The 25,421-nt window shown below is 73.8% G+C and carries 21 protein-coding genes; 14 read left to right on the top strand and 7 right to left on the bottom strand.

The genetic code is table 11. The features are described from left to right. Positions 1 to 18 precede the first annotated feature (18 nt). The 11 genes from hisI to lgt all read left to right on the top strand — a co-directional run bounded on the left by hisI (position 19) and on the right by lgt (position 9,051). Positions 19 to 375: a phosphoribosyl-AMP cyclohydrolase gene (gene hisI / locus ACFY0O_RS07395; protein ID WP_351883298.1), complete on the top strand. Its 357-nt coding sequence runs from the start codon at positions 19 to 21 to the stop codon at positions 373 to 375. Between the two features lie 19 nt (positions 376 to 394). After that, positions 395 to 1,885 carry an anthranilate synthase component I gene (locus ACFY0O_RS07390; RefSeq protein ID WP_388943892.1) on the top strand — a complete coding sequence of 497 codons (1,491 nt, stop codon included), beginning with the start codon at positions 395 to 397 and terminating at the stop codon, positions 1,883 to 1,885. Between the two features lie 14 nt (positions 1,886 to 1,899). Beyond that, the gene (locus tag ACFY0O_RS07385; protein ID WP_358896962.1) at positions 1,900 to 2,535 is read left to right on the top strand and encodes a TIGR02234 family membrane protein; all 636 of its coding nucleotides are present in this window, start codon (positions 1,900 to 1,902) and stop codon (positions 2,533 to 2,535) included. A gap of 142 nt (positions 2,536 to 2,677) precedes the next feature. After that, complete coding sequence (locus ACFY0O_RS07380; RefSeq protein WP_358896960.1) at positions 2,678 to 2,929, top strand: HGxxPAAW family protein; 252 nt, start codon at positions 2,678 to 2,680, stop codon at positions 2,927 to 2,929. A gap of 53 nt (positions 2,930 to 2,982) precedes the next feature. Beyond that, positions 2,983 to 3,465 (top strand): DUF2752 domain-containing protein, encoded by a 483-nt coding sequence (locus ACFY0O_RS07375; protein ID WP_388943889.1) that lies wholly within the window; start codon positions 2,983 to 2,985, stop codon positions 3,463 to 3,465. 182 nt (positions 3,466 to 3,647) lie between these two features. Beyond that, positions 3,648 to 4,457: an indole-3-glycerol phosphate synthase TrpC gene (gene trpC / locus ACFY0O_RS07370; protein ID WP_388943887.1), complete on the top strand. Its 810-nt coding sequence runs from the start codon at positions 3,648 to 3,650 to the stop codon at positions 4,455 to 4,457. Between the two features lie 7 nt (positions 4,458 to 4,464). Then, positions 4,465 to 4,674 carry a tryptophan biosynthesis modulator TrpM gene (gene trpM / locus ACFY0O_RS07365; protein WP_045950210.1) on the top strand — a complete coding sequence of 70 codons (210 nt, stop codon included), beginning with the start codon at positions 4,465 to 4,467 and terminating at the stop codon, positions 4,672 to 4,674. Positions 4,675 to 4,890: 216 nt separating this feature from the next. Next, positions 4,891 to 6,144 (top strand): tryptophan synthase subunit beta, encoded by a 1,254-nt coding sequence (trpB, locus tag ACFY0O_RS07360; protein WP_388943884.1) that lies wholly within the window; start codon positions 4,891 to 4,893, stop codon positions 6,142 to 6,144. After that, positions 6,141 to 6,983, top strand: a complete 843-nt coding sequence (gene trpA, locus ACFY0O_RS07355; RefSeq protein WP_388943881.1) for a tryptophan synthase subunit alpha — start codon at positions 6,141 to 6,143, stop codon at positions 6,981 to 6,983. The genes trpB and trpA overlap by 4 nt, the downstream gene beginning before the upstream one ends. Before the next feature lie 95 nt (positions 6,984 to 7,078). Then, the gene (locus ACFY0O_RS07350) at positions 7,079 to 8,005 is read left to right on the top strand and encodes a thioredoxin domain-containing protein (protein WP_388943879.1); all 927 of its coding nucleotides are present in this window, start codon (positions 7,079 to 7,081) and stop codon (positions 8,003 to 8,005) included. 89 nt (positions 8,006 to 8,094) lie between these two features. Further along, entirely contained in the window at positions 8,095 to 9,051 is a 957-nt protein-coding gene (gene lgt / locus ACFY0O_RS07345; protein ID WP_388943876.1) for a prolipoprotein diacylglyceryl transferase, read from the top strand. A gap of 128 nt (positions 9,052 to 9,179) precedes the next feature. Here lgt and ACFY0O_RS07340 read toward each other — a convergent pair whose 3' ends face one another. From ACFY0O_RS07340 to ACFY0O_RS07310, 7 genes are all read right to left on the bottom strand, one after another. Beyond that, positions 9,180 to 9,989 carry an HpcH/HpaI aldolase/citrate lyase family protein gene (locus tag ACFY0O_RS07340; RefSeq protein ID WP_388943873.1) on the bottom strand — a complete coding sequence of 270 codons (810 nt, stop codon included), beginning with the start codon at positions 9,987 to 9,989 and terminating at the stop codon, positions 9,180 to 9,182. After that, positions 9,986 to 11,218 carry a CaiB/BaiF CoA transferase family protein gene (locus tag ACFY0O_RS07335; protein ID WP_388943870.1) on the bottom strand — a complete coding sequence of 411 codons (1,233 nt, stop codon included), beginning with the start codon at positions 11,216 to 11,218 and terminating at the stop codon, positions 9,986 to 9,988. The genes ACFY0O_RS07340 and ACFY0O_RS07335 overlap by 4 nt, the downstream gene beginning before the upstream one ends. Beyond that, positions 11,215 to 12,135, bottom strand: coding sequence for a ribokinase (rbsK, locus tag ACFY0O_RS07330; RefSeq protein WP_388943867.1), 921 nt, complete (start codon positions 12,133 to 12,135; stop codon positions 11,215 to 11,217). Before rbsK ends, ACFY0O_RS07335 begins: the two co-directional genes overlap by 4 nt. Then, positions 12,132 to 13,922, bottom strand: coding sequence for an ADP-ribosylglycohydrolase family protein (locus tag ACFY0O_RS07325; protein WP_388943865.1), 1,791 nt, complete (start codon positions 13,920 to 13,922; stop codon positions 12,132 to 12,134). The genes rbsK and ACFY0O_RS07325 overlap by 4 nt, the downstream gene beginning before the upstream one ends. Next, on the bottom strand, positions 13,919 to 15,064 hold the full coding sequence (locus ACFY0O_RS07320) for an ADP-ribosylglycohydrolase family protein (protein ID WP_388943863.1): 1,146 nt from the start codon (positions 15,062 to 15,064) through the stop codon (positions 13,919 to 13,921). Before ACFY0O_RS07320 ends, ACFY0O_RS07325 begins: the two co-directional genes overlap by 4 nt. After that, positions 15,061 to 16,317 (bottom strand): ADP-ribosylglycohydrolase family protein, encoded by a 1,257-nt coding sequence (locus tag ACFY0O_RS07315; RefSeq protein WP_388943861.1) that lies wholly within the window; start codon positions 16,315 to 16,317, stop codon positions 15,061 to 15,063. Before ACFY0O_RS07315 ends, ACFY0O_RS07320 begins: the two co-directional genes overlap by 4 nt. 587 nt (positions 16,318 to 16,904) lie before the next feature. Then, entirely contained in the window at positions 16,905 to 17,885 is a 981-nt protein-coding gene (locus ACFY0O_RS07310) for an ADP-ribosylglycohydrolase family protein (RefSeq protein WP_388943858.1), read from the bottom strand. A gap of 270 nt (positions 17,886 to 18,155) precedes the next feature. On the opposite strand from ACFY0O_RS07310, the gene ACFY0O_RS07305 reads away from it, so the two are divergent. The 3 genes from ACFY0O_RS07305 to ACFY0O_RS07295 all read left to right on the top strand — a co-directional run bounded on the left by ACFY0O_RS07305 (position 18,156) and on the right by ACFY0O_RS07295 (position 25,327). Then, a complete protein-coding gene (locus tag ACFY0O_RS07305; RefSeq protein WP_358896938.1) occupies positions 18,156 to 18,887 on the top strand; it encodes a VIT1/CCC1 transporter family protein in 732 nt (243 codons plus the stop codon). Between the two features lie 403 nt (positions 18,888 to 19,290). Continuing rightward, on the top strand, positions 19,291 to 23,874 hold the full coding sequence (gene gltB, locus ACFY0O_RS07300) for a glutamate synthase large subunit (RefSeq protein WP_388944528.1): 4,584 nt from the start codon (positions 19,291 to 19,293) through the stop codon (positions 23,872 to 23,874). Next, on the top strand, positions 23,867 to 25,327 hold the full coding sequence (locus tag ACFY0O_RS07295) for a glutamate synthase subunit beta (RefSeq protein ID WP_388943856.1): 1,461 nt from the start codon (positions 23,867 to 23,869) through the stop codon (positions 25,325 to 25,327). Before gltB ends, ACFY0O_RS07295 begins: the two co-directional genes overlap by 8 nt. The last annotated feature ends 94 nt before the right edge of the window (positions 25,328 to 25,421 follow it).

The following is a 25,421-nucleotide window of genomic DNA, read 5'->3' as shown; positions in this document are numbered from 1 at the left end:
GCGCGGCACAATGGCCCCATGAGTACGTCCCCCCTCGACCCCGCCGTCGCCGCCCGCCTCAAGCGCTCCGCCGACGGCCTGGTCCCGGCCATCGCCCAGCAGTACGACACCGGAGAGGTGCTCATGCTCGGCTGGATGGACGACGAGGCCCTGCACCGCACCCTCACCACCGGCCGCTGCACCTACTGGTCCCGCAGCCGCCAGGAGTACTGGGTCAAGGGTGACACCTCCGGCCACTACCAGCACGTGAAGTCCGTCGCCCTCGACTGCGACGCCGACACCGTGCTCGTCAAGGTCGACCAGGTCGGGGCCGCCTGCCACACCGGCGCGCGCACCTGCTTCGACGCCGATGTCCTGCTCAGCGACGCCGACTAGGCAGTTAGGGTCCCACCCCATGGATCTCGAGACCTTCCGCAAGCTCGCGGCCGACCGCCGTGTCATCCCCGTCAGCCGCCGGCTGCTCGCCGACGGGGACACCCCGGTCGGGCTCTACCGCAAGCTGGCCGCCGAACGCCCCGGCACCTTCCTGCTGGAATCCGCCGAGAACGGCCGCTCCTGGTCCCGCTACTCCTTCGTCGGCGTGCGCAGCGACTCCACCCTCACCGTCAAGGACGGCGAGGCCCACTGGATCGGCACCCCGCCCGTCGGCGTCCCCACGGCCGGCGACCCCCTGGAGGCCCTGCGCGCCACCGTCGAGGCCCTGCACACTCCGCGCGACCTGGCGAACGGCATGCCCCCCTTCACCGGCGGCATGGTCGGATACCTGGGCTACGACATCGTCCGCCGCCTTGAGCGCATCGGCGACCACACCGAGGACGACCTCCGGCTCCCCGAGCTGACCATGCTGCTCACCTCCGACCTGGCGGTCCTCGACCACTGGGACGGCACGGTCCAGCTCATCGCCAACGCCATCAACCACAACGACCTCGACACCGGCGTGGACGAGGCGTACGCGGACGCCGTGGCCCGGCTCGACGCCATGGAGGCCGACCTCGCCCGGCCCGCCCCCTACGCGCCCGCCGCCCTGCCCGCCTCCGAGCTGCCGGCCTTCGAGGCCCTGTGGGGCGGCGAGAAGTACCAGGCGGCCGTCGAGGACGTGAAGGAGCGCATCCGGGCCGGAGAGGCCTTCCAGGTGGTGCCCTCGCAGCGGTTCGAGACCCCCTGCCAGGCCTCCGCGCTGGACGTCTACCGGGTCCTGCGCGCCACCAACCCGTCCCCGTACATGTACCTCTTCCGCTTCGAGAACGGCTTCGACGTGGTCGGCTCCAGCCCCGAGGCGCTGGTCAAGGTCGAGGACGGGCGGGCCATGGTCCACCCCATCGCGGGCACCCGCCACCGCGGCGCCACCCCGCAGGAGGACAACGACCTCGCCGACGAGCTGCTGGCCGACCCCAAGGAGCGCGCCGAGCACCTGATGCTCGTCGACCTCGGCCGCAACGACCTCGGCCGGGTCTGCGAGCCGGGCTCGGTGGAGGTCGTCGACTTCATGTCGATCGAGCGCTACTCGCACGTCATGCACATCGTCTCCACCGTCACCGGGCGGGTCGCCGAGGGCAAGACCGCCTTCGACGTGCTCACCGCCTGCTTCCCGGCCGGCACCCTCTCCGGCGCGCCCAAGCCGCGCGCCATGCAGATCATCGAGGAGCTGGAGCCCACCCGCCGCGGGCTCTACGGCGGCTGCGTCGGCTACCTCGACTTCGCCGGGGACTCCGACACGGCCATCGCCATCCGTACGGCGCTGCTGCGCGACGGCACGGCGTACGTCCAGGCCGGGGCCGGTGTGGTCGCCGATTCGGTGCCCGAGCTGGAGGACCGCGAGTGCCGCAACAAGGCCGCCGCGGTGCTCCGGGCGGTGGGAGCGGCGAACCGCCTCCACCGCGGCTGAGGGCGTAGGGGATAGTGGGGTACGTGAGTGCCGTACCCCTGTCCCCGAACGCCGACGCCCCCGAGAGCGGCGCGGGCCGCCGCACGGTGGCCGTCGCCCTGCTGCTCGGCGCGCTCGGCGCCACCGTCGTCCTGCTCGCCTCCGGCCGCGTCTGGGCCCGGGGCAGCGCCGCCGTCGGGGGCGGTTCGCTCCCGCTGACCGCGGACGGGCGGGCCGTCACCGGCCTCCCCGCGGCCCTGGCCATCGTCGGCCTGGCCGCCCTGGTCGCGGTGTTCGCCGTACGCGGGCGGGGTCGGCTGCTGGTCTCCGCGCTGCTCGCGCTGAGCGGCCTGGGCGCCGCACTGTCGGCCGTGGCCGCCGCCGACGACCGCCGGGCGCTGGACGAGCGGGCCGCCGTGGCGACCGCCGACACCGCCGCACGGGTGGTGGAGCTGAGCCACACGGCGTGGCCCTACATCACGGCCGCCGGCGCGGCCCTGATCCTGCTCGCCGGGCTGCTGGCGCTGCGCTTCGGCCGGAGCTGGCCCGCGATGGGGGGCCGCTACGAGCGCGACGGCAGCCCCCGGCGGCGTACGCCCGCGGCGGTGGACCCGGACCGGCCCGAGGACCTGTGGAAGGCCCTGGACCGGGGCGAGGACCCCACCGGCTGAGGACCGGGCCGAACCCGGTGCGCACCGCGGCCCCGGTGACGGGCCGAACGGGCCACCCGCCGGTGAATCCGCACGCCACGTGCGGGACAATGACCTCGAGCGTGCGAGACGTCACGCCCGACAGATCTACGAGGAGCAACTCATGGCGGGCACGAGCCACGGACACACCCCGGCCGCCTGGACCGGTGTCGTCATTTCCTTCATCGGTTTCTGCGTCTCCGGCGCCTTCATGGTGCTGGCGAACCCGATCGGGTTCTGGGCGGGCCTGGTCGTCGTCGCGCTCGGCGGTGTCGTCGGCCTCGCGATGAAGGCCGCCGGCATGGGCATGCCCAAGCCGGCCCACGCCGACCTCGCCGAGGTCATCGCCGCCAAGCAGCTCGCCGCGAAGGCCTGAGCCGAGCCCCTGGCCTACGGAAGGCGTGGCCCGGGCGGGCTGCGCCTTCCGTCATGAGCGGAGAGAATCAGCGGGTGGACGCCTCCTGCACTCCCCCCGGCCCGGGCCCCGCCCAGGCCCTGGGCCCCGCACGGACCTCACGGGCGCGGCGGCTGGCCGCTCCGGCGCTCACCCTGGCCGGGGCCGTGGCCGCCTTCGCGTACGTGGGCGCCGTGGACCCCAACCAGCCCGGCCACTACCCGGTCTGCCCGTTGTTCCGGCTGACCGGCGTCCTGTGCCCCGGCTGCGGCGGGCTGCGCAGCGCGCACGCCTTCGCCCGGGGGGACCTCGTGACGGCCCTGGGCGACAACGCCCTGGCCGTCGTCGGCTACCTCGTGTTCGCGGGCTTCACCGCGCTGTGGCTGGTGCGGGCCTTCCGCGGCGGTCCGGTGCCTCGGATCGCGCTCGGGCCCGCCTGGTGGTGGGCGATCGGCACGCTGGCGCTCGCCTTCACGGTTGTCCGGAACCTACCGATCGGATCCGCTTTGGCCCCCTGAGCCCTTGCGGGACCTGCCGAGGGACTGGAGGAACCCCATATTCCGAGTGTCCAGACCCTGGGACGCGGCGAACTCCGTGCGGAGGCCGTGGCGACCTGCGGATACCATTTGATTGCTGACCTTGCAGTGGTACGTGTCCGCAAGGCGGCCGAACGTCATCGACCCGGAAGGGGGCCGCTCGCGTGAGTGTGCTCGACGAGATCATCGAAGGGGTCCGCGAAGACCTTGCCGAACGGCAGGCCCGCGTGAGCCTCGACGAGCTCAAGGAGCGTGCCGCCAAGGCGCCCCAGGCCAAGGACGGCGTCGCGGCCCTGCGCGGCGACGGCGTCAAGGTGATCTGCGAGGTCAAGCGCTCCAGCCCCTCCAAGGGCGCGCTGGCCGCGATCGCCGACCCGGCCGGGCTCGCCGCCGACTACGAGGCGGGCGGTGCGGCGGTCATCTCCGTCCTCACCGAGCAGCGTCGTTTCGGCGGCTCGCTGGCCGACCTGGAGGCCGTCCGCGCCCGCGTCGACATCCCGATCCTGCGCAAGGACTTCATCGTCACGGCGTACCAGCTGTGGGAGGCCCGCGCCTACGGCGCCGACCTCGTGCTGCTGATCGTGGCGGCGCTGGACCAGGAGGCCCTCGTCTCCCTCATCGAGCGGGCCGAGTCCATCGGCCTCACCCCGCTCGTGGAGGTCCACGACGAGGAGGAGATCGAGCGGGCCGTCGCCGCCGGCGCCAAGATCATCGGCGTCAACGCGCGCAACCTCAAGGACCTCAAGGTCGACCGCTCCACCTTCGAGCGCGTCGTCGGCGAGATCCCGCCCCACATCGTGAAGGTCGCCGAGTCCGGGGTCCGCGGACCCCACGACCTGATCGCCTACGCCAACGAGGGGGCCGACGCCGTCCTCGTCGGCGAGTCCCTGGTCACCGGCCGCGACCCGAAGGCGGCCGTGGCCGACCTCGTCGCCGCCGGCGCCCACCCCGCCCTGCGCCACGGGCGGAGCTGACCCTCCCATGGCCCCCTCCCGCCCCTCCGTCCGCACCCGCCCGGGCCACGGCCCGGCCGGCGTGCCGACGGCGCACGCGCCCCTGGCGCGCGGCTGCCGCCCCCGCGGCTGCCGCGCCCCGGCCCGGCGCGTCCACGGGCGGCGGGTGCGCTACGTGATCGGCTCCGAGCCCGGTCAGGTCAACGGCATGCGATGGCGCGGCGGAGCCGCGTCGTAACGACGGTCCCGCCCGCCCGGCAGCCTCGTGGGCACCGGGCCCGGCCGGCCGCGTACGGCCCCGTCCCCCGAGCCGCCCGACGGCTCCCGGCGAGGGCCGCTCCGTCCGTACCCCCACCCCCTCCAGCGGGGTGCGCGGGCGCCGGACCGACGGCGCAATACGGTGCATCCCAGCCACCCGTCGGCATCGCATACCGCACCACGTAGGAGTAGTGGCATGTCCACCAGCTCGTTCTTCATCCCGGACCCGGAAGGCTCCGTCCCCAACGCCGAGGGCTACTTCGGCGACTTCGGCGGCAAGTTCATCCCGGAGGCCCTCGTCGCCGCCGTGGACGAGGTCGCCGTCGAGTACGAGAAGGCCAAGGGCGACCCCGCCTTCGCCGCCGAGCTCAACGACCTCATGGTCAACTACACGGGCCGCCCCAGCGCCCTGACCGAGGTCCCCCGCTTCGCCGAGCACGCGGGCGGTGCCCGGATCTTCCTCAAGCGCGAGGACCTCAACCACACCGGCTCGCACAAGATCAACAACGTGCTGGGCCAGGCGCTGCTCACCAAGCGCATGGGCAAGACCCGCGTCATCGCCGAGACCGGCGCCGGCCAGCACGGCGTCGCCACCGCCACCGCCTGCGCCCTCTTCGGCCTCGACTGCACCATCTACATGGGCGAGATCGACACCCAGCGCCAGGCCCTCAACGTGGCCCGCATGCGGATGCTCGGCGCCGAGGTCATCGCCGTGAAGTCCGGCTCCCGGACCCTCAAGGACGCCATCAACGAGGCCTTCCGCGACTGGGTCGCCAACGTGGACCGCACCCACTACCTCTTCGGCACCGTCGCGGGCCCGCACCCCTTCCCCGCCATGGTCCGCGACTTCCACCGGGTCATCGGCGTCGAGGCCCGCCGCCAGATCCTGGAGCGCGCCGGACGCCTCCCCGACGCCGTCGCGGCCTGCGTCGGCGGCGGCTCCAACGCCATCGGCCTCTTCCACGCCTTCATCCCCGACGCGGACGTCCGCCTCGTCGGCTTCGAGCCCGCCGGGCACGGCGTGGAGACCGGCGAGCACGCGGCCACCCTGACCGCGGGCGAGCCCGGCATCCTGCACGGCTCCCGCTCCTACGTCCTCCAGGACGAGGAGGGCCAGATCACCGAGCCCTACTCCATCTCCGCCGGTCTGGACTACCCGGGCATCGGCCCCGAGCACTCCTACCTCAAGGACAGCGGCCGCGGCGAGTACCGCGCCGTCACCGACGACGCCGCCATGCAGGCCCTGCGCCTGCTGTCGCGCACCGAGGGCATCATCCCGGCCATCGAGTCGGCCCACGCCCTCGCGGGCGCCCTCGACCTGGGCAAGGAGCTGGGCAAGGACGGGCTGCTGGTCGTCAACCTGTCCGGCCGCGGCGACAAGGACATGGACACGGCGGCCCGCTACTTCGGGCTGTACGACGGCACGGAGCCCGAGGGGGAGACCAAGTGAGCACGGCCAGCGAGAATTCAGGCAACCTTCAGCTGCTGACCGACACCCTCGCCAAGGCCAGGTCCGAGGACCGCGCCGCCCTCGTCGCCTACCTCCCGGCCGGGTTCCCGACCGTGGACGGCGGCATCGAGGCGGTCAAGGCCGTCATCGCCGGCGGCGCCGACGTCGTCGAGATCGGCCTGCCGCACAGCGACCCGGTCCTCGACGGCGCCGTCATCCAGACCGCCGACGACATCGCCCTGCGCGGCGGCGTCAAGATCGCCGACGTGATGCGCACCGTGCGCGAGGCCTACGAGGCCACCGGGGTCCCGATCCTGGTCATGACGTACTGGAACCCCATCGACCGCTACGGCGTCGAGCGGTTCACCGCCGAGCTGGCCGCGGCCGGCGGTGCGGGCTGCATCCTGCCCGACCTGCCGGTCCAGGAGTCCGCGCTGTGGCGCGAGCACGCGGCGAAGCACGGTCTGGCGACCGTCTTCGTCGTGGCCCCCAGCAGCAAGGACGAGCGCCTGGCCACCATCACCGCGGCCGGTTCCGGTTTCGTCTACGCCGCCTCCCTCATGGGCGTCACCGGCACCCGCGAGTCGGTCGGGCACGAGGCCCAGGAACTGGTCCGCCGCACCCGCGCCACCGCTGCTGCCCGCCGTGGGCTCCCGGTCTGCGTGGGCCTGGGCGTCTCCAACGCCGTGCAGGCCAAGGAGGTCGCGGGCTTCGCGGACGGTGTGATCGTCGGCTCGGCCTTCGTGAAGCTGCTGCTGGAAGCCCCGGACCTGCCCGCGGGCCTGGAGGCCGTGCGGGCACTGGCGGGCGACCTCGCGGAAGGCGTACGCAGGTCCTGACGCCGGGCGGGCCCTTACGGGGGTTCTGTAGCCCGATCGGGTGGAATCGGGAGCAGGGAGGCACGCGAGTGCCTCCCTGCTTCGTTTGGCGGAACGTGAGCGAGAAGAACGACGGTGCGAACCGCGATGTGACGAAACGATCGGCCCGGGAGCGACTCCAGGAGGAGCGCGAGCAGCAGAAGAGGAAGGACAAGCGCAGGCGCGCCCTCGTGGTCGGCGGGGCGGTGGTCGGCGTCCTCGGCCTGGCCGCCGTCGTCGGCGTGATCGCGGCCAACACCGGCAAGGGCGACAAGACCGCCAAGGGCCCGGTGGCGGCCCCCTCGGGCGCCACCGGCAAGGACGCGCTCGCCATCCAGACCGGCAAGGACGGCGCCAAGTCCACCCTCACGGTGTGGGAGGACTTCCGCTGCCCCGCCTGCAAGGCCTTCGAGGACAACTACCGGGACACCCTCCACGACCTGGAGAACAGGGGGCTGCTCAAGATCGAGTTCCACCTGGTGACCCTGATCGACGGCAACATGCGCGGCACGGGCTCCCTGAACGCGGCGAACGCGGCGGCCTGCGCGCAGGACGCCGGCAAGTTCCCCGCGTACCACGACGTCCTCTTCGTGAACCAGCCGCCGGAGACGGACGACGCCTACGCCAAGAACGCGAAGCTGCTGGAGCTGTCGAAGAAGGTCGACGGACTCGACACCCCGGCCTTCCGCTCCTGCGTGGAGGACGGCACCCACAACAGCTGGGTCGCCAAGTCGCACGAGGCGTTCCGGGCCGGAAAGTTCAAGGGCACCCCGACGGTGCTGCTCGACGGCAAGGACATCTTCGGCGACCAGGCCAACCCGCTGACCCCGCAGAAGCTGAAGGAGAAGGTCGAGGCCAACGCGGGGGTGACCCCGAAGCCCTCGGCTTCCGCTTCGGCCTCCCCGTCGGCTTCCGCTTCCGGGAAGTCCGGTTCCGTGCCGAAGGCGGGCGCATCGGGGTCCGCCGGCTCGAAGACGGTGTCCAAGGGGACTACGGAGGACTGAGCCGCGGCGACCGCCGTGTGTGGTTTCGGTATCAGCTTGCCGGGCGGGTTGCGGTGGCCACCGCCCGGCAAGGTAGCGTCAGCCTTGCCATGACCCTTGCTTACATCCCCAGTCCGTCGACCGGCGTGCTCCATCTCGGGCCGATCCCGCTCCGCGGCTACGCGTTCTGCATCATCATCGGCGTCTTCGTCGCCGTCTGGCTCGGCAACAAGCGGTGGATCGCGCGCGGCGGAAAGCCGGGCACGGTCGCGGACATCGCGGTGTGGGCGGTGCCCTTCGGCCTGGTCGGCGGTCGCCTCTACCACGTGATCACCGACTACCAGCTCTACTTCGGCGAAGGCCGGGACTGGGTCGACGCCTTCAAGATCTGGGAGGGCGGCCTCGGCATCTGGGGCGCGATCGCGCTCGGCGCGGTGGGGGCCTGGATCGGCTGCCGGCTGCGCGGCATCCCGCTGCCCGCCTGGGCCGACGCCCTCGCCCCCGGCATCGCCATCGCCCAGGCCTTCGGCCGCTGGGGCAACTGGTTCAACCAGGAGCTGTACGGCCGCCCCACCGACCTGCCGTGGGCGCTGAAGATCAGCGAGGGCCCGAACCGGGTCGCCGGCCTCTACCACCCGACCTTCCTGTACGAGTCCCTGTGGTGCCTGGGCGTCGCCGCGCTGGTCATCTGGGCGGACCGCCGCTTCAAGCTCGGGCACGGGCGGGCCTTCGCCCTGTACGTGGCCGCGTACTGCTCCGGGCGGGTCTGGACCGAGTACCTGCGGGTCGACGAGGCGCACCACATCATGGGCCTCCGCCTGAACGTCTGGACGGCCATCGTGGTCTTCGTCCTCGCGGTCGTCTACTTCGTCCTCTCGGCGAAGCTGCGGCCGGGGCGCGAGGAGGTCGTGGAACCGGAGCCGGCCGCCTCCGGCGGGGCTGAGGTGGCGAAGCCGGAGGCTGCGGCCGACGCCGCTGCGGGGGCGGGAGACGCCAAGGCCGACGCGAAGCCGGTCGGGCTGACCAAGGGCGGGGCGGACGCGGCCCCGGAACCCGACAAGAGCTGACGACGAGCTGCCCGAAGGGGGCGCCGCACCAGGTGCGGCGCCCCCTTCGGCGTACCCGGTGCGGGGGGTCTGGGGGCGGAGCCCACAGGGAACGGGCGAAGGGCGGGTAGGGGATCAGCCCCGCAGGGCTACTGGGGACGCCGCGCGAGCGCGAGGGTGCGGTGGGCCGCCGCCACGACCGCGGGGTCGACGAAGCGGCCGTCCGGGAGGGCGAGCGCGCCGGGGGCGGCCCGGGCCGCCGTGACGATCTCCTCCGCGGCGACGACCTCCTCCGGCCCCGGGAGGAACGCCCGCTCGATCACCGGCAGCTGCCGCGGATGGATCGCCGCCCGCCCCAGGAACCCCAGCGAACGCCCCCGCGCACAGGACGCGGCCAGCGCCTCCAGGTCCCGGATGTCCGGGAACACCGACTGCGCCGGCGGCGCCAGCCCGGCGGCCCGGGCGGCCACGACCACCCTGGAGCGCGGCCAGTCGAGCCCACCCTCCGCGCAGACCCCGAGGTCCGCGCAGAGGTCCGCCTCGCCCAGGGTCAGCCCCTGCAGGGAAGGGTGCGCGCGGGCGATCTCGTACGCCCGTTCCACCCCCAGCGCGGACTCCAGCAGCGCGTACAGCGCGACCCCGCCCATCCGGTCCGCGACCCGGACGATCTGCTCCGGGGCGTCGACCTTCGGCAGCCGCAGCCCCGCCAGCCCGCGCAGGCGGGCCAGGGCGGCGAGGTCGGCGCCCGCCCAGGGGGAGCCGAACGCGTTCACCCGGACGTGCACCGGCACCGGCGGCCGTTCGCCGAGCAGCTCGGCGGTGGCGGCGCGGGCGTACTCCTTGCGGGAGGCCGACACCGAGTCCTCCAGGTCCACGATCACGGCGTCCGCCCCGCAGCGCAGGGCCTTCTCCACCACCGCCGGGCGGTCCCCGGGTGCGTACAGCCAGGTCAGGATCACAACGCACCCTCCGTGCGCAGAGCGGTGATCTCGGCCCGGGTCAGGCCGAGTTCGGTGAGGACGGCTTCGGTGTCCGCGCCGTGCGGGCGGCCCGCCCAGCGGATCCCGCCGGGGGTCTCCGACAGCCGGAAGAGGACGTTCTGCATCCGTAGCGGTCCGAGTTCGGGGTCCTCGACCTCGGTGACCGTGTGGAGGGCCGCGAACTGCGGGTCGGCCAGCACGTCCCGTACGTCGTAGACCAGGGCGACGGCCGCCTCGGCCTCCTCGAAGGCGGTGACCACCTCCTCCGCCTTGTGGCGGGCGATCCAGCCGCCGACCGCCTCGTCGAGGAGGTGCGTGTGCGCGGCCCGGCCGGTGCCGGTCTCGAACCAGGACTCGTCGGCCAGCTCGGGCCGCCCCACCAGCCGGACCACCCGCTCCGCGATGGAGCGGGCCGACGCGGACACCGCCAGCCAGCGGCCGTCCGCGCTGCGGTAGGTGTTGCGGGGGGCGTTGTTCGCGGAGCGGTTGCCGGTGCGGGGCTGGACGTAGCCGAGCTGGTCGTACCAGAGCGGGTGCGGGCCCAGCACGGTCAGGATCGGCTCGACGATCGCCAGGTCCACGACCTGCCCCTGCCCGGTCCGCTCCCGTCCGGCGAGGGCGGTCATCACGGCGTACGCGCAGGTCAGCGCGGCGATCGAGTCGGCGAGGCCGAACGGCGGCAGGGTCGGCGGGCCGTCCGGCTCGCCGGTGATCGCGGCGAAGCCGCTCATGGCCTCGGCGAGGGTGCCGAAGCCGGGGCGGCGGGCGTACGGGCCCTGCTGGCCGAAGGCCGTGACCCGGGCCAGGACGAGGCGGGGGTTGGCCGCCGACAGCTCGGGCCAGCCCAGGCCCCAGCGCTCCAGGGTGCCCGGGCGGAAGTTCTCGACCACCACGTCGGCGGTGGCGGCCAGCCGCAGCAGGGTGTCCCGGCCGCCCGGGGTGGACAGGTCGAGGGTGATCGTCCGCTTGTTCCGGCCGAGCAGCTTCCACCACAGCCCGATCCCGTCCTTGGCGGGCCCGTGCCCGCGCGAGGGGTCGGGCCGCCCGGGGTGCTCGACCTTGACCACCTCGGCCCCGAAGTCCCCGAGCAGCGTGGCGGCGAGGGGCCCGGCGAACAGCGTGGCCAGATCCAGCACCCGCAGCCCGACCAGCGGCCCGGCGTCGGGCCCGGGGGCCGGGGGCGGTTGGGGAGGTGGGGGCGGGGTCATGAGGGTTCTCCCGCCGTCCCGGGGTCGGTCTGGGCGGCGGTGTCCGTCTCCGTGCGCGTCGGCATCGAGGACTGCGCCCCGGGCCGCTGCACCGAGAGGGAAGCCGCCACCGAAGCCCAGCGCAGCGCCTCCCGCACCGGCCGGCCCTCCCCGAGGGCCACCGCGAGCGCCCCCACGAAGGTGTCACCGGCGGCGGTGGTGTCCACGGCCCGCACCCGGGGCGCCGGCACGCTCAGCGGCTCACGCCCCCGGGCCGCGTACAGGGAGCCCGCCGCGCCCAGGGTGATCACCACCTCCGGGACCTCCCGCAGCAGCGCCTCCGCCGCCCGGTGCGGGTCGGTGAGCCCGGTCAGGGCGGCGGCCTCGTGCTCGTTGGGCACCAGCAGGTCGGTGGCGGCGAGGAGTTCGGGCGGCAGGGGCCGTACCGGGGCCGGGGTGAGGACCGTGCGCACCCCGTGGGCGCGGGCGGCACGGGCACCCGCGAGGACCGCCTCCAGGGGGAGTTCGAGCTGGAGCAGCAGGCAGTCGGCGGCGCCGATGCGGGAGTCGTCACCCGGCTCCAGACCGGTGACGCGGCCGTTGGCGCCGGGGATCACGATGATGCTGTTGGCGCCCTCGTCGTCGACGGTGATGTGGGCGGTGCCGCTGGCCCCTTCGACGGTGCGCAGGGCGGCGGTCTCGACCCCCGCCCCGGCGAGGGCCGCGCGCAGCCGGACGCCGAACTCGTCCGCGCCGACCGCGCCGATCATCACCACCTCCCCGCCGAGGCGGGCGGCGGCCACCGCCTGGTTGGCGCCCTTGCCGCCGGGGACGGTGCGGAACTCCCGTCCCGTGACGGTCTCCCCGGGGTTCGGGGCCTTGGGGACGTAGGCGACGAGGTCCATGTTCGTACTGCCGAGCACGGCGATGGCCGTCATGGTCGGGCTGCCTCCTGGGCGGTGAGTCGGGCGAGGGTGTCGAAGCCGACGCCGTCGAAGCCGGCGACGGTGGTGGAGAGGCGGTTGCGGAGCGGCGCGGTCCACCGCTCGGGGATCCGGTCGGGGGAGCCGGCGAGCAGTCCGGCGACGGAGCCGGCGGTGGCCCCGTTGGAATCGGTGTCCCAGCCGCCGGACACCGCGCCGCACACGGAACGGGTGAAGTCCCCGTCGGCGTGGGTGAGGGCGGCCGCGATCAGGGCGGTGTTCGGCAGGGCGTGCACCCAGTGGTAGCCGCCGTAACGGGCGTGCAGCAGGTCCACGACCCGCTCGAAGTCGCCCTCCTCGCGGGCGGTGCGGATCCCGAAGCGGACGGCCTCGGCGAGGCGCGAGCGGGGCGGTACGACGGCCAGTCCGGCCCGCAGCGCGCCGTGCACGTCGGCCCGGCCGGAGGCGGCCTCGGCGAGGGTGGCGGCGGCGAAGAGGGCGGCGTGGAGGCCGGTGGCGGTGTGGCTGAGGGAGGCGTCCCGCCAGGCCTGCTCGGCGGCGGCGGCCGGGTCGCCGGGGTTGGTCCAGCCGTGGACGTCGGCGCGGATGAGGGCGCCGATCCACTCGCGGAAGGGGTTGTGGTGGGTGGCGGTGAGCGGGGGTTCCAGGCCGAGGAGCAGGTTGCGGTACGCGATCCGCTCGGCGGTGAAGGCCCGGCCGGCGGGGAGCTCGTCGAGCCAGAGCCGGCCGAGGTCGGCGGTGGTGAAGCGCCGGCCGTGGCGCTGGAGGAGGAGCAGGCCGAGGAGGGGGTGGTTCAGGTCGTCGTCCTCGGGGGTGCCGTCGATGTTCTCGGCGAGGGAGGTGGCGGCGGAGCGGCGGTTCCAGGGGTGGGCGGCGAGCAGCTCCGCGGGGACGCCGCGGGCGGTGAACCAGTCGTCGAGCGGCCAGTTCCCGGCGGCCCGGGCCAGCGCCCGGATCCCGTGCAGCGGCAGCTTCTCGACGGGCTTGCCCAACACGCACCCCACGGCCCGCCCCACCCAGGCGGCCTCCAGCCGCTCACAGAGGGCGTCGGCACCCGCTGCCGGCCCATCCGCCCCGGCTCCCGCTGCCCGGGCCGGCGCGGCGCGCGGTGCGGTGGCCGCCGGGGCTGCGGCGGGTTCGCGCTCCGGGGCGGGGGAGCGCTCGGGTCCGGCCGGGGAGGTGGGGCGGTGGGCGTCCGCCGGGTCGGGGCGACGCGTACCCGCGGGCAGGGGTCCGGGGCTGGTGGGTCCCGGGTCGGTGAGCGGGGTACGGCCGGCCCGGGGCCAGGTCGCGCGGATGGCGGGCCAGGACGTGGGCTCGTCGGCGGCCGACGGGACGGGGAGGGCCGCGAGTTCGTCCAGGAGGCGGGTGGCGAGGGCACGCAGCTCCGGCCCCGCCGGGGCGGGGGAGGCGCCGGCCCGGGCGGGGGCCGGGTGTCCGCCCGCCGCCAGCCAGGTCCGCAGCAACGGCCCGGCGTCCCGGCCGTCCTCGGCGGCCTGCCGCAGCTCGTGCCCGACCAGGTCCTCGGGCTGCGCCCAGGTCAGCCGTACGAGCGCCGACCCGGCCGTCCGGCCCGACGGAGAAGACGCGGGCTCGGCAGCTGCGCTCCGGGGCGCGCCCGCGACCGGTTCGGAGGCGCCGCCGTCTCCGGCCGACGCGGGGCCTCCGGCACGCGCGCCGGCCCCCGCCGGGCTCCGTGGGGGGACGTCCGGTGGTGCCGGGTGGGTGCCGGTGGTGGTCGGCGGGGTGCGGTCGGGCGGGGCGGTGGGGGGTTTTGTCATCGGGGAGTCGCCAGGGCCGTGAAGGCCGTTTCGTGGGTGCGGCGGCGGGCGTGGTCGCGGGTGAAGACCTCGCGGGCCACGGCGGCCAGGGCCGCCGCCGGGGCGTGCAGGTCCAGGCGGCTGGCCTCGGCGACCCGCTTGGCCCAGCCCTCCGGGACCGCCCCCGCCCCGCCCAGCGCCCCGGCGATCGCCCCCGCCATGCCGGCCGTGGAGTCGCAGTCCCGCCCGTAGTTGACGGCGCCGAGCACCGCAGTCTCGTACCCGCCGTCGGCGACCAGCAGCATCCCGAGCGCGATCGGCAGTTCCTCGATCGAGTGCAGCCGCGACGGCCGCCGGGCGCCGAGCGAGGGCGCGCGGTAGTCCGGGCCGACCGAGTCGTACGGAGCCACCGCCTCCCGCAGCGGCCCGAGCGCGGACTCGAAGTCCCGGTGGCGCAGGGCCGCGTCCCGGACCGCCGCGATGGCGGCCCGGGTGCCGTCCTTGGCCAGCTCCAGCGCGGTCTCCACCACCGACGCGGCCGTCGCCCCCGGCAGGCACGCCGCCGCGACGGCCGCCGCGAAGACCCCGGCCGCCTCCCGCCCGTACGAGGACTGGTGGGCGCCCGCGATGTCCAGCGCCTCGGCGTAGGCGCCCCGCGGGTTGCCCGCGTTGACCAGTCCGACCGGCGCCATGTACATCGCCGCACCGCAGTTGACGATGTTGCCGGTGCCGGCCTCGCGGGGGTCGGCGTGCGCGTAGTGCAGCCGCGTCACGATCCACTTCTCCGCGAGGAACACCCGCTGCAGCGGCAGGGCTTCGGCCTCCAGCTCGGGGATCCAGCGCGGTACGGACATCAGGTCGGGCACGAGGTGCTCGGCGATCGCGTACGCGTCCAGGTGGTCCCGTACGGCCGCGTAGACCCGGACCAGCGCGTGCGTCATGAGGGTGTCGTCGGTGACGTGCCCGTCGCCCTTGTGGTACGGCGCGATGGGGCGGGCGGTGCGCCAGTCCTCGTACCAGGGGCCGACGATCCCGTGCACGCGGCCGCCGTGCCGTTCGGCGATCTGCTCGGGGGACCAGCCCTCCACCGGGCCACCGAGGGCGTCACCGACGGCGGCGCCGACGAGGGAGCCGGTGATCCGGTCCTCCAGCGTGAGCGTCATGATCGAATCATCCCTTGTGCGTCGGTCGGTGCGGTGAGTTCCGTACGGGTGAGGAGCGCGGCGAGCTCGACCAGGTCGGTTCCGGCCAGGCGGGGCAGCGCGCAGCCGGACAGCACGCGACAGGCCTCGCGCCAGGAGGCTGGCAGGCAGTCGCCGCCGCCGAGGGCGCCGGTGAGGGCGCCCGCGAGGGCGGGCGCGGAGTCGGCGACGCGCGAGAGGCAGGCGGCCGCCGGCACGGCCTCGGCCGCCCGGCCACGGGCGGCGGTGGCCAGGGCCAGGGCGACGGGGACGGTCTCGGCGGCGGCGATGCCGTAGCTGTAGACGTGGTCCACGATCTGGTGTTCCAGGAGCGGGACGAGGGCGAAGGCGCCCTCGCCGTCGGTACGGGCGAGCTGGACGGCGTGCCGGGCGTTGCGGCCGATCTCGGTGGCGGCGGGCAGCTGTTCCAGGGCGGCGTCGACGGCGGCCTCGGTGCCCGCCCCGGCGAGGGCGGTCGCGACGGCGGCGGCCATGGCGCGGGCGCCGTGGACCCCGTCGCCGTCCTGGGTGTAACGGGCGTCGAACTCGGCGAGTTCCGCGGCGGCGTGGGGGTCGCCGGGGTGGACGACGGCGAGCACGCAGGCGCGGACGCAGGCGGCGTCGTCGAAGTAGTGCGGGTTGTCGTGGCCGGTGGCGGGCGGGCGCAGACCGGCGGCGAGGTTGCCGAGCCCGGCCCGTACGGAGATCCGGGCGCGCATCGGCAGCACGGCGGACTCGACCTCGGGGGCCCGTTCCGCCGCCGCGGCGACCTCGCTGGCCAGGGCGTTCCAGGCCAGGTCGAGGGCGGCGCGCATACGGCGGGACCGGGAGAGGTCGCTGAGCAGGGCGCCGGCGGCGGTGAGCACGGACTCGGCGGCGAAGGCGGCCCATTCGGCGTCGTCGGAGGGGCCGAGGCGCAGGGGCTCGGGGGGCTGGTTGAGGGCGATGGGGACGGGGAGGGTGGTGGTGGCGTTCTGCTCGGCGAAGGTGTCGAGCTCGCGGGTGAGGCGGCGGGTCCACTCGGGCATCCGGCTGGCCCGGTGCCGGGCGGAGGGCCACCCGGCCGCGTCGCCTGCGGCGAGCCCGAGCAACAGCCCCTCGATCCGCCGGAGCCCGCCCCGGCCGCGGTCGGCGAGGTCCGCCCGCGCCGGCGGGGCCGGACTACGGTCCGCCCGTGCGGGCGCCGTGCGGGCCGCATCCGCGGCTGCGGCCCGGGGGAGGGCGGCGGGGACCACTGCGGGGAGGACGCCCTGGGGGCGGGCGGGTTCCGGCAGCGCGGTGTGGGTGGGGGCCGCGTCGGCTGTTGTTGGTGGTGCGTCTGGGGCGTACCTGGTGCGGGTGGGTTCCGGTAGCCCGGTGTGGGCCGTTGCCGGTGGTGCGTCTGGGGCCTGGCTGGTCGGGGTGGGTTGCGGCAGTCGGGTGGGGGCGGGGGCCGCGTCGGCTGTTGCTGGTGGTGCGTCTGGGGCGTGCCCGGTGCGGGTGGGTTCCGGTAGTCCGGTGTGGGTGGGGGCCGCGTGCGCTGTGGCCGCTGGTGCGGCCGGGGCCTGGCCGCTTCGGGCACGCCCCGGCGATCCGGCCTCGGCCAGTGCCGCCCGATTCGGCCCCGGGACCACCCCGTCGGCCACTCCGGCCTGGGTGGCGAAACCTTCCCCCACCGCGTCGGCCGGTGCGCCCTTGGATACCTGCGGCGCACCCCCAGCCCCCCGGCCCGCCTCCCCGGCCCCGGCGAGGCCCCGTGCCCCGCCTCCGTGTCCCGGCAGCAGGACACGCGGTGCGTTCCGGCCCCCGCCGCCCTCGTGGGCCGGGGTGGGGGACGGTGGGGTCATCGGGCCGGCTCCGGGGTGAGGAGGTCCGCGATGTCCAGGACGTGGTGGCCGCGCATCGACGGCAGGCAGCTGCCGCGGACCGGGCCGATCGCCGAGGACCAGGCGGCGGGGATGGCCGGGGCGCCGGACAGGGCGCCCGCGAGGGCGCCCGCAACCGCCGCCGTGGTGTCGGCGTCCCGGCCCATGTTCACCGCCGTGAGGACCGAGGACGGGAAGTCCCCCGCACAGGCGGCGAAGGCCCCGAACGCCAGGCCCACCGCCTCCGGGGCCAGGTCCGTCCACGGATACCCGCCGATGACCACCGCCGACCGCACCGCCCGCTCCCCGCGCGGGGCGGCCGTGACCGCACGCCTCAGCGAGCGGGCCGTCCACGAGTCCGGCGGGATGACCGACAGGGCAGCCGAGACGACCGACGCCGGGGAGCCCCCGGCCATGGCCGCCGCCACCCCGGCGGCGACGGCCTGGCCCCCGTAGATGCCCTCCCCGTCGTGGCTGACCGACCCGTCGATGGCGACCAGCCGGGCCGCCTCCGCCGGGCGGCCAGCCGCGAACACCCCGAACGGGGCCGCCCGCATCGCCAGCCCGTCCGACCACGCGTGCCGGTGCTGCGCCGAGATGGGCGCGGCCAGACCCCGGCGCAGGTTCTCCAGCGTGCCCCGCTCCGAGAAGCCGGCCCCGCGGAACGGCCCCTCGTCCAGGTCGGCGATCCAATGGTGCCAGGCCCGTTCGACGTGGGCCACGGTCAGCGCCGACCCGTGGCGCGCCAGCAGCAGGCCGGAGAAGATGGCGTACTCGGTGTCGTCCGTCCCCGCCGGGTCATCCGACACGAACCCCTCGATCCGGCCCCACCGCGCCCGGATCTGTGACGGCTTCATGTTCTCCGCCGGGGCGCCCAGCGCGTCACCCACCGCGAGGCCCAGCAGCGCGCCCCGGGCCCGTTCGAGGAGGACCTGCGGATTGCATGCGACCAACTCCATGGCGCGCCTCTCCCACGTGATGGGGACCCATCATGAGCCCCTGGGGGATTTGTGCCACGCCATGTGGTTTGTCGCTCGCCGCGAAACACCCCGCGAACACCCCCGTCACCCGGTCGCCGACCCGCGAAAGCCCAGGTAAGTACGGCCTTCCTTGCTGGCGGCGGCCGCAAATCGTGCGTAGTTTCGAGGTGTTCAGGGGAGTGCCCGGGGAGGGCACGGCTGCGCGTCGCTTTCGCGTACCCACTCATGCGAAAAGGGGAGATACGCCGCATGTCCATCATCGACACCGAAGCGCCGCTGCACACCGCCCACCGCGACAACCACACCCACCGCGACGTCAACGGCGGCTGGCTGCGCCCGGCCGTCTTCGGCGCCATGGACGGCCTGGTCTCCAACCTCGCGCTGATGACCGGTGTGGCGGGCGGGGCGGTGGCCCCGGCGACCATCGTCATCACCGGCCTCGCCGGCCTCGCCGCCGGCGCCTTCTCGATGGCGGCCGGCGAGTACACCTCCGTCGCCTCGCAGCGCGAGCTGGTCCTCGCCGAGCTCGACGTGGAGCGCCAGCAGCTGCGCAAGCACCCGGTCGACGAGATGGAGGAGCTCGCGGAGCTCTACGTCTCGCGCGGGGTCGAGCCCGCCCTCGCCCGCGAGGTGGCCATGCAGCTGTCCCGCGACCCGGAGCAGGCGCTGGAGATCCACGCCCGCGAGGAGCTCGGCATCGACCCCGACGACCTGCCCTCGCCGCTGGTGGCGGCCGTGTCGTCCTTCGGCTCCTTCGCGCTGGGCGCGCTGCTGCCCGTGCTGCCCTACCTGCTCGGGGCGACCGCCCTGTGGCCGGCCGTGCTGCTGGCGCTCGTCGGCCTCTTCGCCTGCGGCGCGGTGGTGGCGCGGGTCACGGCCCGGTCCTGGTGGTACAGCGGTATGCGCCAGCTTGTCCTGGGTGGTGCCGCGGCCGGTGTGACGTACGTCCTGGGAACCTGGATCGGCGGCGCCATAGGCTAAGCGGGCCGGGAGTGAGACACTATGCAGGACGCAACATAAGTAGTCCTGAATCCGGTGGTTTCACTTCCGTCCCCGCCGGGCATCACACCAGGGCGTCGGGCAAAGATGCCCGTTTTCGCGCCGGGGCCTTCATCCCGAGCCGTATACGCGGAAAGCTCTCCAAGCTCGCTCCACCCCCCGCAGCCCACCGAAGGTCCCTTCTTTCTGCCTCGCGTGGTGTCCGCATGTTGGAATGTGATATCCGCTTCTCGGAATTACGGCCATCATGTAGCCTGCACGAACTTTCGCAGAGGGCCAACGTCGTCCCTCGGCCAGCACATTTGCCACGACGACGACGGGAGAGCCGATGCGTTCCGCATCCACGCACTCCGCGACCGGCCCCAGCACCACCGCCTGGTCGCCCATGGACGGTCGCCCCGCCCAGCAGGGCATGTACGACCCGCGCAACGAGAAGGACGCCTGCGGCGTCGGATTCGTGGCGAACCTCACCGGCGAGGCCACCCACACCCTTGTTGAGCAGGCCCTGACCGTACTGCGGAACCTCGAGCACCGCGGCGCCACCGGCTCCGAGCCGGACTCCGGCGACGGCGCGGGCATCCTGTCCCAGGTCCCGGACGCCTTCCTGCGCGAGGTCGCGGGATTCGAGCTCCCCGAGGCCGGCGCCTACGCCGTCGGCATCGCCTTCCTCCCCGCCGACGGCACCGCACAGGCCGTCGCCGTGGAGCAGATCGAGGCCATCGCCGCCGAGGAGAACCTGACGGTCCTCGGCTGGCGCGAGGTGCCGGTCACCCCCGACCTGCTCGGCAACGGCGCCCGCACCACGATGCCCGCCTTCTCCCAGCTGTTCGTTTCTGGGGGCACCTCCCGGACGGAGTCTGGGGGAGGGACGACCGGCATCGAGCTGGACCGCAAGGCGTTCGTCCTGCGCAAGCGCGCCGAGCGCGAGGCCGGGGTCTACTTCCCGTCCCTCTCCGCCCGCACGATCGTCTACAAGGGCATGCTGACCACCGGCCAGCTGGAGCCCTTCTTCCCGGACCTCTCCGACCGCCGCTTCGCCTCGGCGCTCGCCCTGGTCCACTCCCGGTTCTCGACGAACACCTTCCCGTCCTGGCCGCTCGCCCACCCGTACCGCTTCGTCGCGCACAACGGCGAGATCAACACGGTCAAGGGCAACCGGAACTGGATGAAGGCCCGCGAGTCCCAGCTGGCCACCTCCGCCTTCGGCGAGGCCGCCCTGGACCGCATCTTCCCCATCTGCACCCCGGACGCCTCCGACTCCGCCTCCTTCGACGAGGTCCTGGAGCTGCTCCACCTCGGCGGCCGCTCGCTGCCGCACAGCGTGCTGATGATGATCCCGGAGGCGTGGGAGAACCACACCTCCATGGACCCGGCCCGCCGCGCGTTCTACCAGTACCACTCCACGATGATGGAGCCCTGGGACGGCCCCGCCTGCGTCACCTTCACCGACGGCACCCAGGTCGGCGCGGTCCTCGACCGCAACGGCCTGCGCCCCGGCCGCTACTGGGTCACCGACGACGGCCTCGTCGTCCTCGGCTCCGAGGTCGGCGTCCTCGACATCGACCCGGCCAAGGTCGTCCGCAAGGGCCGCCTCCAGCCCGGCAAGATGTTCCTCGTCGACACCGCCCAGAAGCGGATCATCGAGGACGACGAGATCAAGGACGAGCTCGCCTCCGCCGCCCCGTACGCGGACTGGCTGGAGACCGGCGAGATCGAGCTGACGGACCTGCCCGAGCGCGAGCACATCGTCCACACCCACGCCTCGGTCACCCGCCGCCAGCAGACCTTCGGCTACACCGAGGAAGAGCTGCGCGTCATCCTCGCGCCGATGGCCCGCACCGGCGGCGAGCCGCTCGGCTCCATGGGCACCGACTCGCCGATCGCGGCCCTCTCCGAGCGCCCGCGCCTGCTCTTCGACTACTTCACCCAGCTCTTCGCGCAGGTCACCAACCCGCCGCTGGACGCCATCCGCGAGGAGCTCGTCACCTCGCTGCTCTCCTCGATCGGCCCGCAGTCCAACCTGCTGGAGCCGACCGCCGCGTCCTGCCGCAGCGTCACCCTGCCCTTCCCGGTGATCGACAACGACGAGCTGGCCAAGCTCATCCACATCAACGCCGACGGCGACATGCCCGGCATGAAGGCCGCCACGCTCTCCGGCCTCTACCGGGTCTCCGGCGGCGGCGACGCCCTCGCCGCCCGGATCGAGGAGATCCGCGCCGAGGCCGACGCCGCCATCGCGGCGGGCGCCCGCCTCATCGTCCTGTCGGACCGCCACTCGGACGCCGAGCACGCCCCGATCCCCTCGCTGCTGCTCACCTCCGCCGTGCACCACCACCTCATCGCCACCAAGCAGCGCACCCAGGTGGGCCTGCTGGTCGAGGCCGGTGACGTCCGCGAGGTCCACCACGTCGCCCTGCTCATCGGCTACGGCGCCGCGGCCGTCAACCCGTACCTGGCCATGGAGTCCGTCGAGGACCTCCTGCGCGCCGGCACCTTCATCGAGGGCATCGAGCCCGAGCAGGCCATCAAGAACCTGATCTACGCCCTCGGCAAGGGCGTCCTCAAGGTCATGTCCAAGATGGGCATCTCCACCGTCGCCTCCTACCGCGGCGCCCAGGTCTTCGAGGCCGTCGGCCTCGACGAGGAGTTCGTCGGCACCTACTTCAGCGGCACCGCCACCAAGATCGGCGGCGCCGGCCTGGACGTCATCGCCAAGGAAGTGGCCGCCCGCCACGCCAAGGCGTACCCCGTCTCCGGCATCGCGGCCACGCACCGCGCGCTGGAGATCGGCGGCGAGTACCAGTGGCGCCGCGAGGGCGAGCCGCACCTGTTCGACCCGGAGACGGTCTTCCGCCTCCAGCACGCCACCCGCAACCGCCGGTACGACATCTTCCGCAAGTACACGGACCGGGTGAACGAGCAGTCCGAGCGCCTCATGACGCTCCGCGGCCTCTTCGCCATCAAGGGAATCGAGGGGGGCAAGTCCGACCGCCCGTCGATCTCCGTCGACGAGGTCGAGCCGGTCTCCGAGATCGTCAAGCGCTTCTCCACCGGCGCCATGTCGTACGGCTCCATCTCCCAGGAGGCGCACGAGACCCTCGCCATCGCCATGAACCAGCTGGGCGCCAAGTCCAACACCGGTGAGGGCGGCGAGGACCCGGAGCGCCTCTACGACCCGGCGCGCCGCTCGGCGATCAAGCAGGTCGCCTCCGGCCGCTTCGGCGTCACCTCCGAGTACCTGGTCAACGCGGACGACATCCAGATCAAGATGGCCCAGGGCGCCAAGCCCGGCGAGGGCGGCCAGCTGCCCGGCCACAAGGTCTACCCGTGGGTCGCCAAGACGCGTCACTCGACGCCCGGCGTCGGCCTGATCTCCCCGCCGCCGCACCACGACATCTACTCCATCGAGGACCTGGCCCAGCTGATCCACGACCTCAAGAACGCCAACCCGGTCGCGCGCATCCACGTGAAGCTCGTGTCCGAGGTCGGCGTCGGTACGGTCGCGGCCGGTGTCTCCAAGGCCCACGCGGACGTCGTCCTCATCTCCGGCCACGACGGCGGAACGGGCGCGTCTCCTTTGACGTCCCTCAAGCACGCGGGCGGCCCCTGGGAGCTCGGCCTCGCCGAGACCCAGCAGACCCTGCTGCTCAACGGCCTGCGCGACCGCATCGTCGTCCAGACCGACGGCCAGCTCAAGACCGGCCGCGACGTGGTCATCGCCGCGCTGCTCGGCGCCGAGGAATTCGGTTTCGCGACCGCGCCGCTCGTCGTCTCCGGCTGCATCATGATGCGCGTCTGCCACCTGGACACCTGCCCGGTCGGCGTCGCCACGCAGAACCCGGTCCTGCGCGAGCGGTTCTCCGGCAAGCCCGAGTTCGTCGTGAACTTCTTCGAGTTCATCGCCGAAGAGGTCCGCGAGATCCTCGCCGAGCTCGGCTTCCGCACCATCGAGGAGGCCGTCGGCCACGCCGAACTCCTCGACACCACCAAGGCCGTCACCCACTGGAAGGCACAGGGCCTCGACCTGGAGCCCCTCTTCCACGTGCCGGACCTGCCCGAGGGCGCGGTCCGCCACGCCCTCATCGAGCAGGACCACGGTCTGGAGAAGGCCCTCGACAACGAGCTGATCGAGCTCGCCGCCGATGCGCTGAACGCCGAGACCGCCGAGGCGGCCCAGCCGGTCCGCGCCCAGGTCGCCATCCGCAACATCAACCGGACCGTCGGCACCATGCTCGGCCACCACGTCACCAAGAAGTTCGGCGGTGCGGGCCTGCCCGACAACACCATCGACCTGACCTTCACGGGTTCCGCCGGCCAGTCCTTCGGCGCCTTCCTCCCCAAGGGCGTCACCCTGCGCCTGGAGGGCGACGCCAACGACTACGTCGGCAAGGGCCTCTCCGGCGGCCGCGTCGTGGTCCGCCCGGACCGCGGCGCCGACCACCTCGCCGAGTACTCCGTCATCGCCGGCAACACCATCGGCTACGGCGCCACCGGCGGCGAGATGTTCCTGCGCGGCCGCACCGGCGAACGCTTCTGCGTCCGCAACTCCGGCGCCCTGGTCGTCTCGGAGGGCGTGGGCGACCACGGCTGCGAGTACATGACCGGCGGCACCGCGGTCGTCCTCGGCGAGACCGGCCGCAACTTCGCGGCGGGCATGTCCGGCGGCGTCGCGTACGTCATCGACCTCGACCCCCGCCAGGTCAACTCCGGCAACGCGGAGGCCGTCGAGGCCCCGTCGGACGAGGACAAGCTGTGGCTGCACGATGTGGTGCGCCGCCACGAGGAGGAGACCGGCTCGACCGTGGCCGCGAAGCTCCTGGCTGACTGGGACGCCGCCGCGGCCCGCTTCAGCAAGATCATCCCGACCACGTACAAGGCAGTGCTCGCCGCCAAGGACGCCGCTGAGCTGGCCGGACTCTCCGAGTCCGAGACCACCGAGAAGATGATGGAGGCGGCGACCCATGGCTGACCCGAAGGGCTTCCTCACCACCCCCCGCGAGACCGCCTGCACCCGTCCCGTCGCCGAGCGCGTCAAGGACTGGAACGAGGTCTACGTCAAGGGCTCGCTGCTCCCGATCATCAGCAAGCAGGCCGGCCGCTGCATGGACTGCGGCATCCCGTTCTGCCACAACGGCTGCCCGCTGGGGAACCTGATCCCCGAGTGGAACGACTACGCCTACCGCGAGGACTGGTCGGCGGCGGCGGAACGCCTGCACGCGACGAACAACTTCCCGGAGTTCACGGGCCGCCTGTGCCCCGCTCCCTGTGAGTCGGCGTGCGTGCTCGGCATCAACCAGCCGGCCGTCACGATCAAGAACGTCGAAGTCTCGATCATCGACCAGGCCTGGGACAACGGCGACGTCACCCCGCAGCCGCCCGAGCGCCTCTCCGGCAAGACCGTGGCCGTCATCGGCTCCGGCCCGGCCGGTCTGGCCGCCGCCCAGCAGCTGACCCGGGCCGGCCACACCGTGGTCGTGTACGAGCGCGCCGACCGCATCGGCGGGCTGCTGCGCTACGGCATCCCCGAGTTCAAGATGGAGAAGGTGCACATCAACCGGCGCATCGAGCAGATGCGCGCGGAGGGCACCAAGTTCCGCACCGGCATCGAGGTCGGCCGCGACATCACGGCGACGGACCTGCGCAAGCGCTTCGACGCGGTCGTCGTCGCCGCCGGCGCCACGGTCTCCCGCGACCTGCCGGTCCCGGGCCGCGACCTGAACGGCATCCACTTCGCGATGGAGTACCTCCCGCTCGCGAACAAGGTCCAGGAGGGCGACTTCATGGCGCCCCCCATCACGGCCGAGGGCAAGCACGTGATCGTCATCGGTGGCGGCGACACCGGCGCGGACTGCGTGGGCACCGCCCACCGCCAGGGTGCCCTGTCGGTCACCCAGCTGGAGATCATGCCCCGCCCGTCGGAGGACCGCCCGGCGGCCATGCCGTGGCCGACCTTCCCGATGCTGTACAAGGTCACCTCGGCCCATGAGGAGGGCGGCGAGCGGATCTACTCCGTCTCCACCACCCACTTCGAGGGCGACGAGGACGGCAACGTCCAGGCCCTGCACCTGGTCGAGGTCGCCTTCGAGGACGGCAAGCTGGTCCAGAAGCCCGGCACCGAGCGCGTCCTCCCCGCGCAGCTGGTCACCCTGGCGATGGGCTTCACCGGCACCGACCAGGCCAACGGTCTGGTCGAGCAGTTCGGCGTGGACCTGGACGAGCGGGGCAACATCGCCCGCGACGCCTCGTACGCGACGAACGCCGACGGCGTCTTCGTGGCCGGCGACGCGGGCCGCGGCCAGTCGCTGATCGTGTGGGCCATCGCGGAGGGCCGCTCGGCCGCCCGCGGCGTGGACCGCTACCTCACGGGCACGAGCACCCTCCCGTACCCGGTCAAGCCGACGGACCGCTCCCTGATGGTGTAACCCCGTCACCCCTCCCTCCGGGGAGACCCCTCATACGGTCCGTACAACGGAGTACGGCACTCGACACGGCGCCCGTCATGTCCCCGACCAGGGA

The organism is Streptomyces sp. NPDC001594 (assembly GCF_042893675.1).
Lineage (GTDB): Bacteria > Actinomycetota > Actinomycetes > Streptomycetales > Streptomycetaceae > Streptomyces.
This window is presented reverse-complemented; position numbering and strand designations above follow the sequence as displayed.

Coding starts and splice junctions, on each gene's coding strand:
- lgt (WP_388943876.1), top strand. CDS start 8,095: ATGACCCTTGCTTACATCCCCAGTCCGTCGACCGGCGTGCTCCATCTC.
- ACFY0O_RS07305 (WP_358896938.1), top strand. CDS start 18,156: ATGTCCATCATCGACACCGAAGCGCCGCTGCACACCGCCCACCGCGAC.
- ACFY0O_RS07295 (WP_388943856.1), top strand. CDS start 23,867: ATGGCTGACCCGAAGGGCTTCCTCACCACCCCCCGCGAGACCGCCTGC.
- ACFY0O_RS07310 (WP_388943858.1), bottom strand. CDS start 17,885: ATGGAGTTGGTCGCATGCAATCCGCAGGTCCTCCTCGAACGGGCCCGG.
- trpM (WP_045950210.1), top strand. CDS start 4,465: ATGGCCCCCTCCCGCCCCTCCGTCCGCACCCGCCCGGGCCACGGCCCG.
- ACFY0O_RS07375 (WP_388943889.1), top strand. CDS start 2,983: ATGAGCGGAGAGAATCAGCGGGTGGACGCCTCCTGCACTCCCCCCGGC.
- rbsK (WP_388943867.1), bottom strand. CDS start 12,135: ATGACGGCCATCGCCGTGCTCGGCAGTACGAACATGGACCTCGTCGCC.
- ACFY0O_RS07325 (WP_388943865.1), bottom strand. CDS start 13,922: ATGACAAAACCCCCCACCGCCCCGCCCGACCGCACCCCGCCGACCACC.
- ACFY0O_RS07335 (WP_388943870.1), bottom strand. CDS start 11,218: ATGACCCCGCCCCCACCTCCCCAACCGCCCCCGGCCCCCGGGCCCGAC.
- ACFY0O_RS07390 (WP_388943892.1), top strand. CDS start 395: ATGGATCTCGAGACCTTCCGCAAGCTCGCGGCCGACCGCCGTGTCATC.
- ACFY0O_RS07380 (WP_358896960.1), top strand. CDS start 2,678: ATGGCGGGCACGAGCCACGGACACACCCCGGCCGCCTGGACCGGTGTC.
- gltB (WP_388944528.1), top strand. CDS start 19,291: ATGGACGGTCGCCCCGCCCAGCAGGGCATGTACGACCCGCGCAACGAG.
- trpB (WP_388943884.1), top strand. CDS start 4,891: ATGTCCACCAGCTCGTTCTTCATCCCGGACCCGGAAGGCTCCGTCCCC.
- hisI (WP_351883298.1), top strand. CDS start 19: ATGAGTACGTCCCCCCTCGACCCCGCCGTCGCCGCCCGCCTCAAGCGC.
- ACFY0O_RS07320 (WP_388943863.1), bottom strand. CDS start 15,064: ATGACGCTCACGCTGGAGGACCGGATCACCGGCTCCCTCGTCGGCGCC.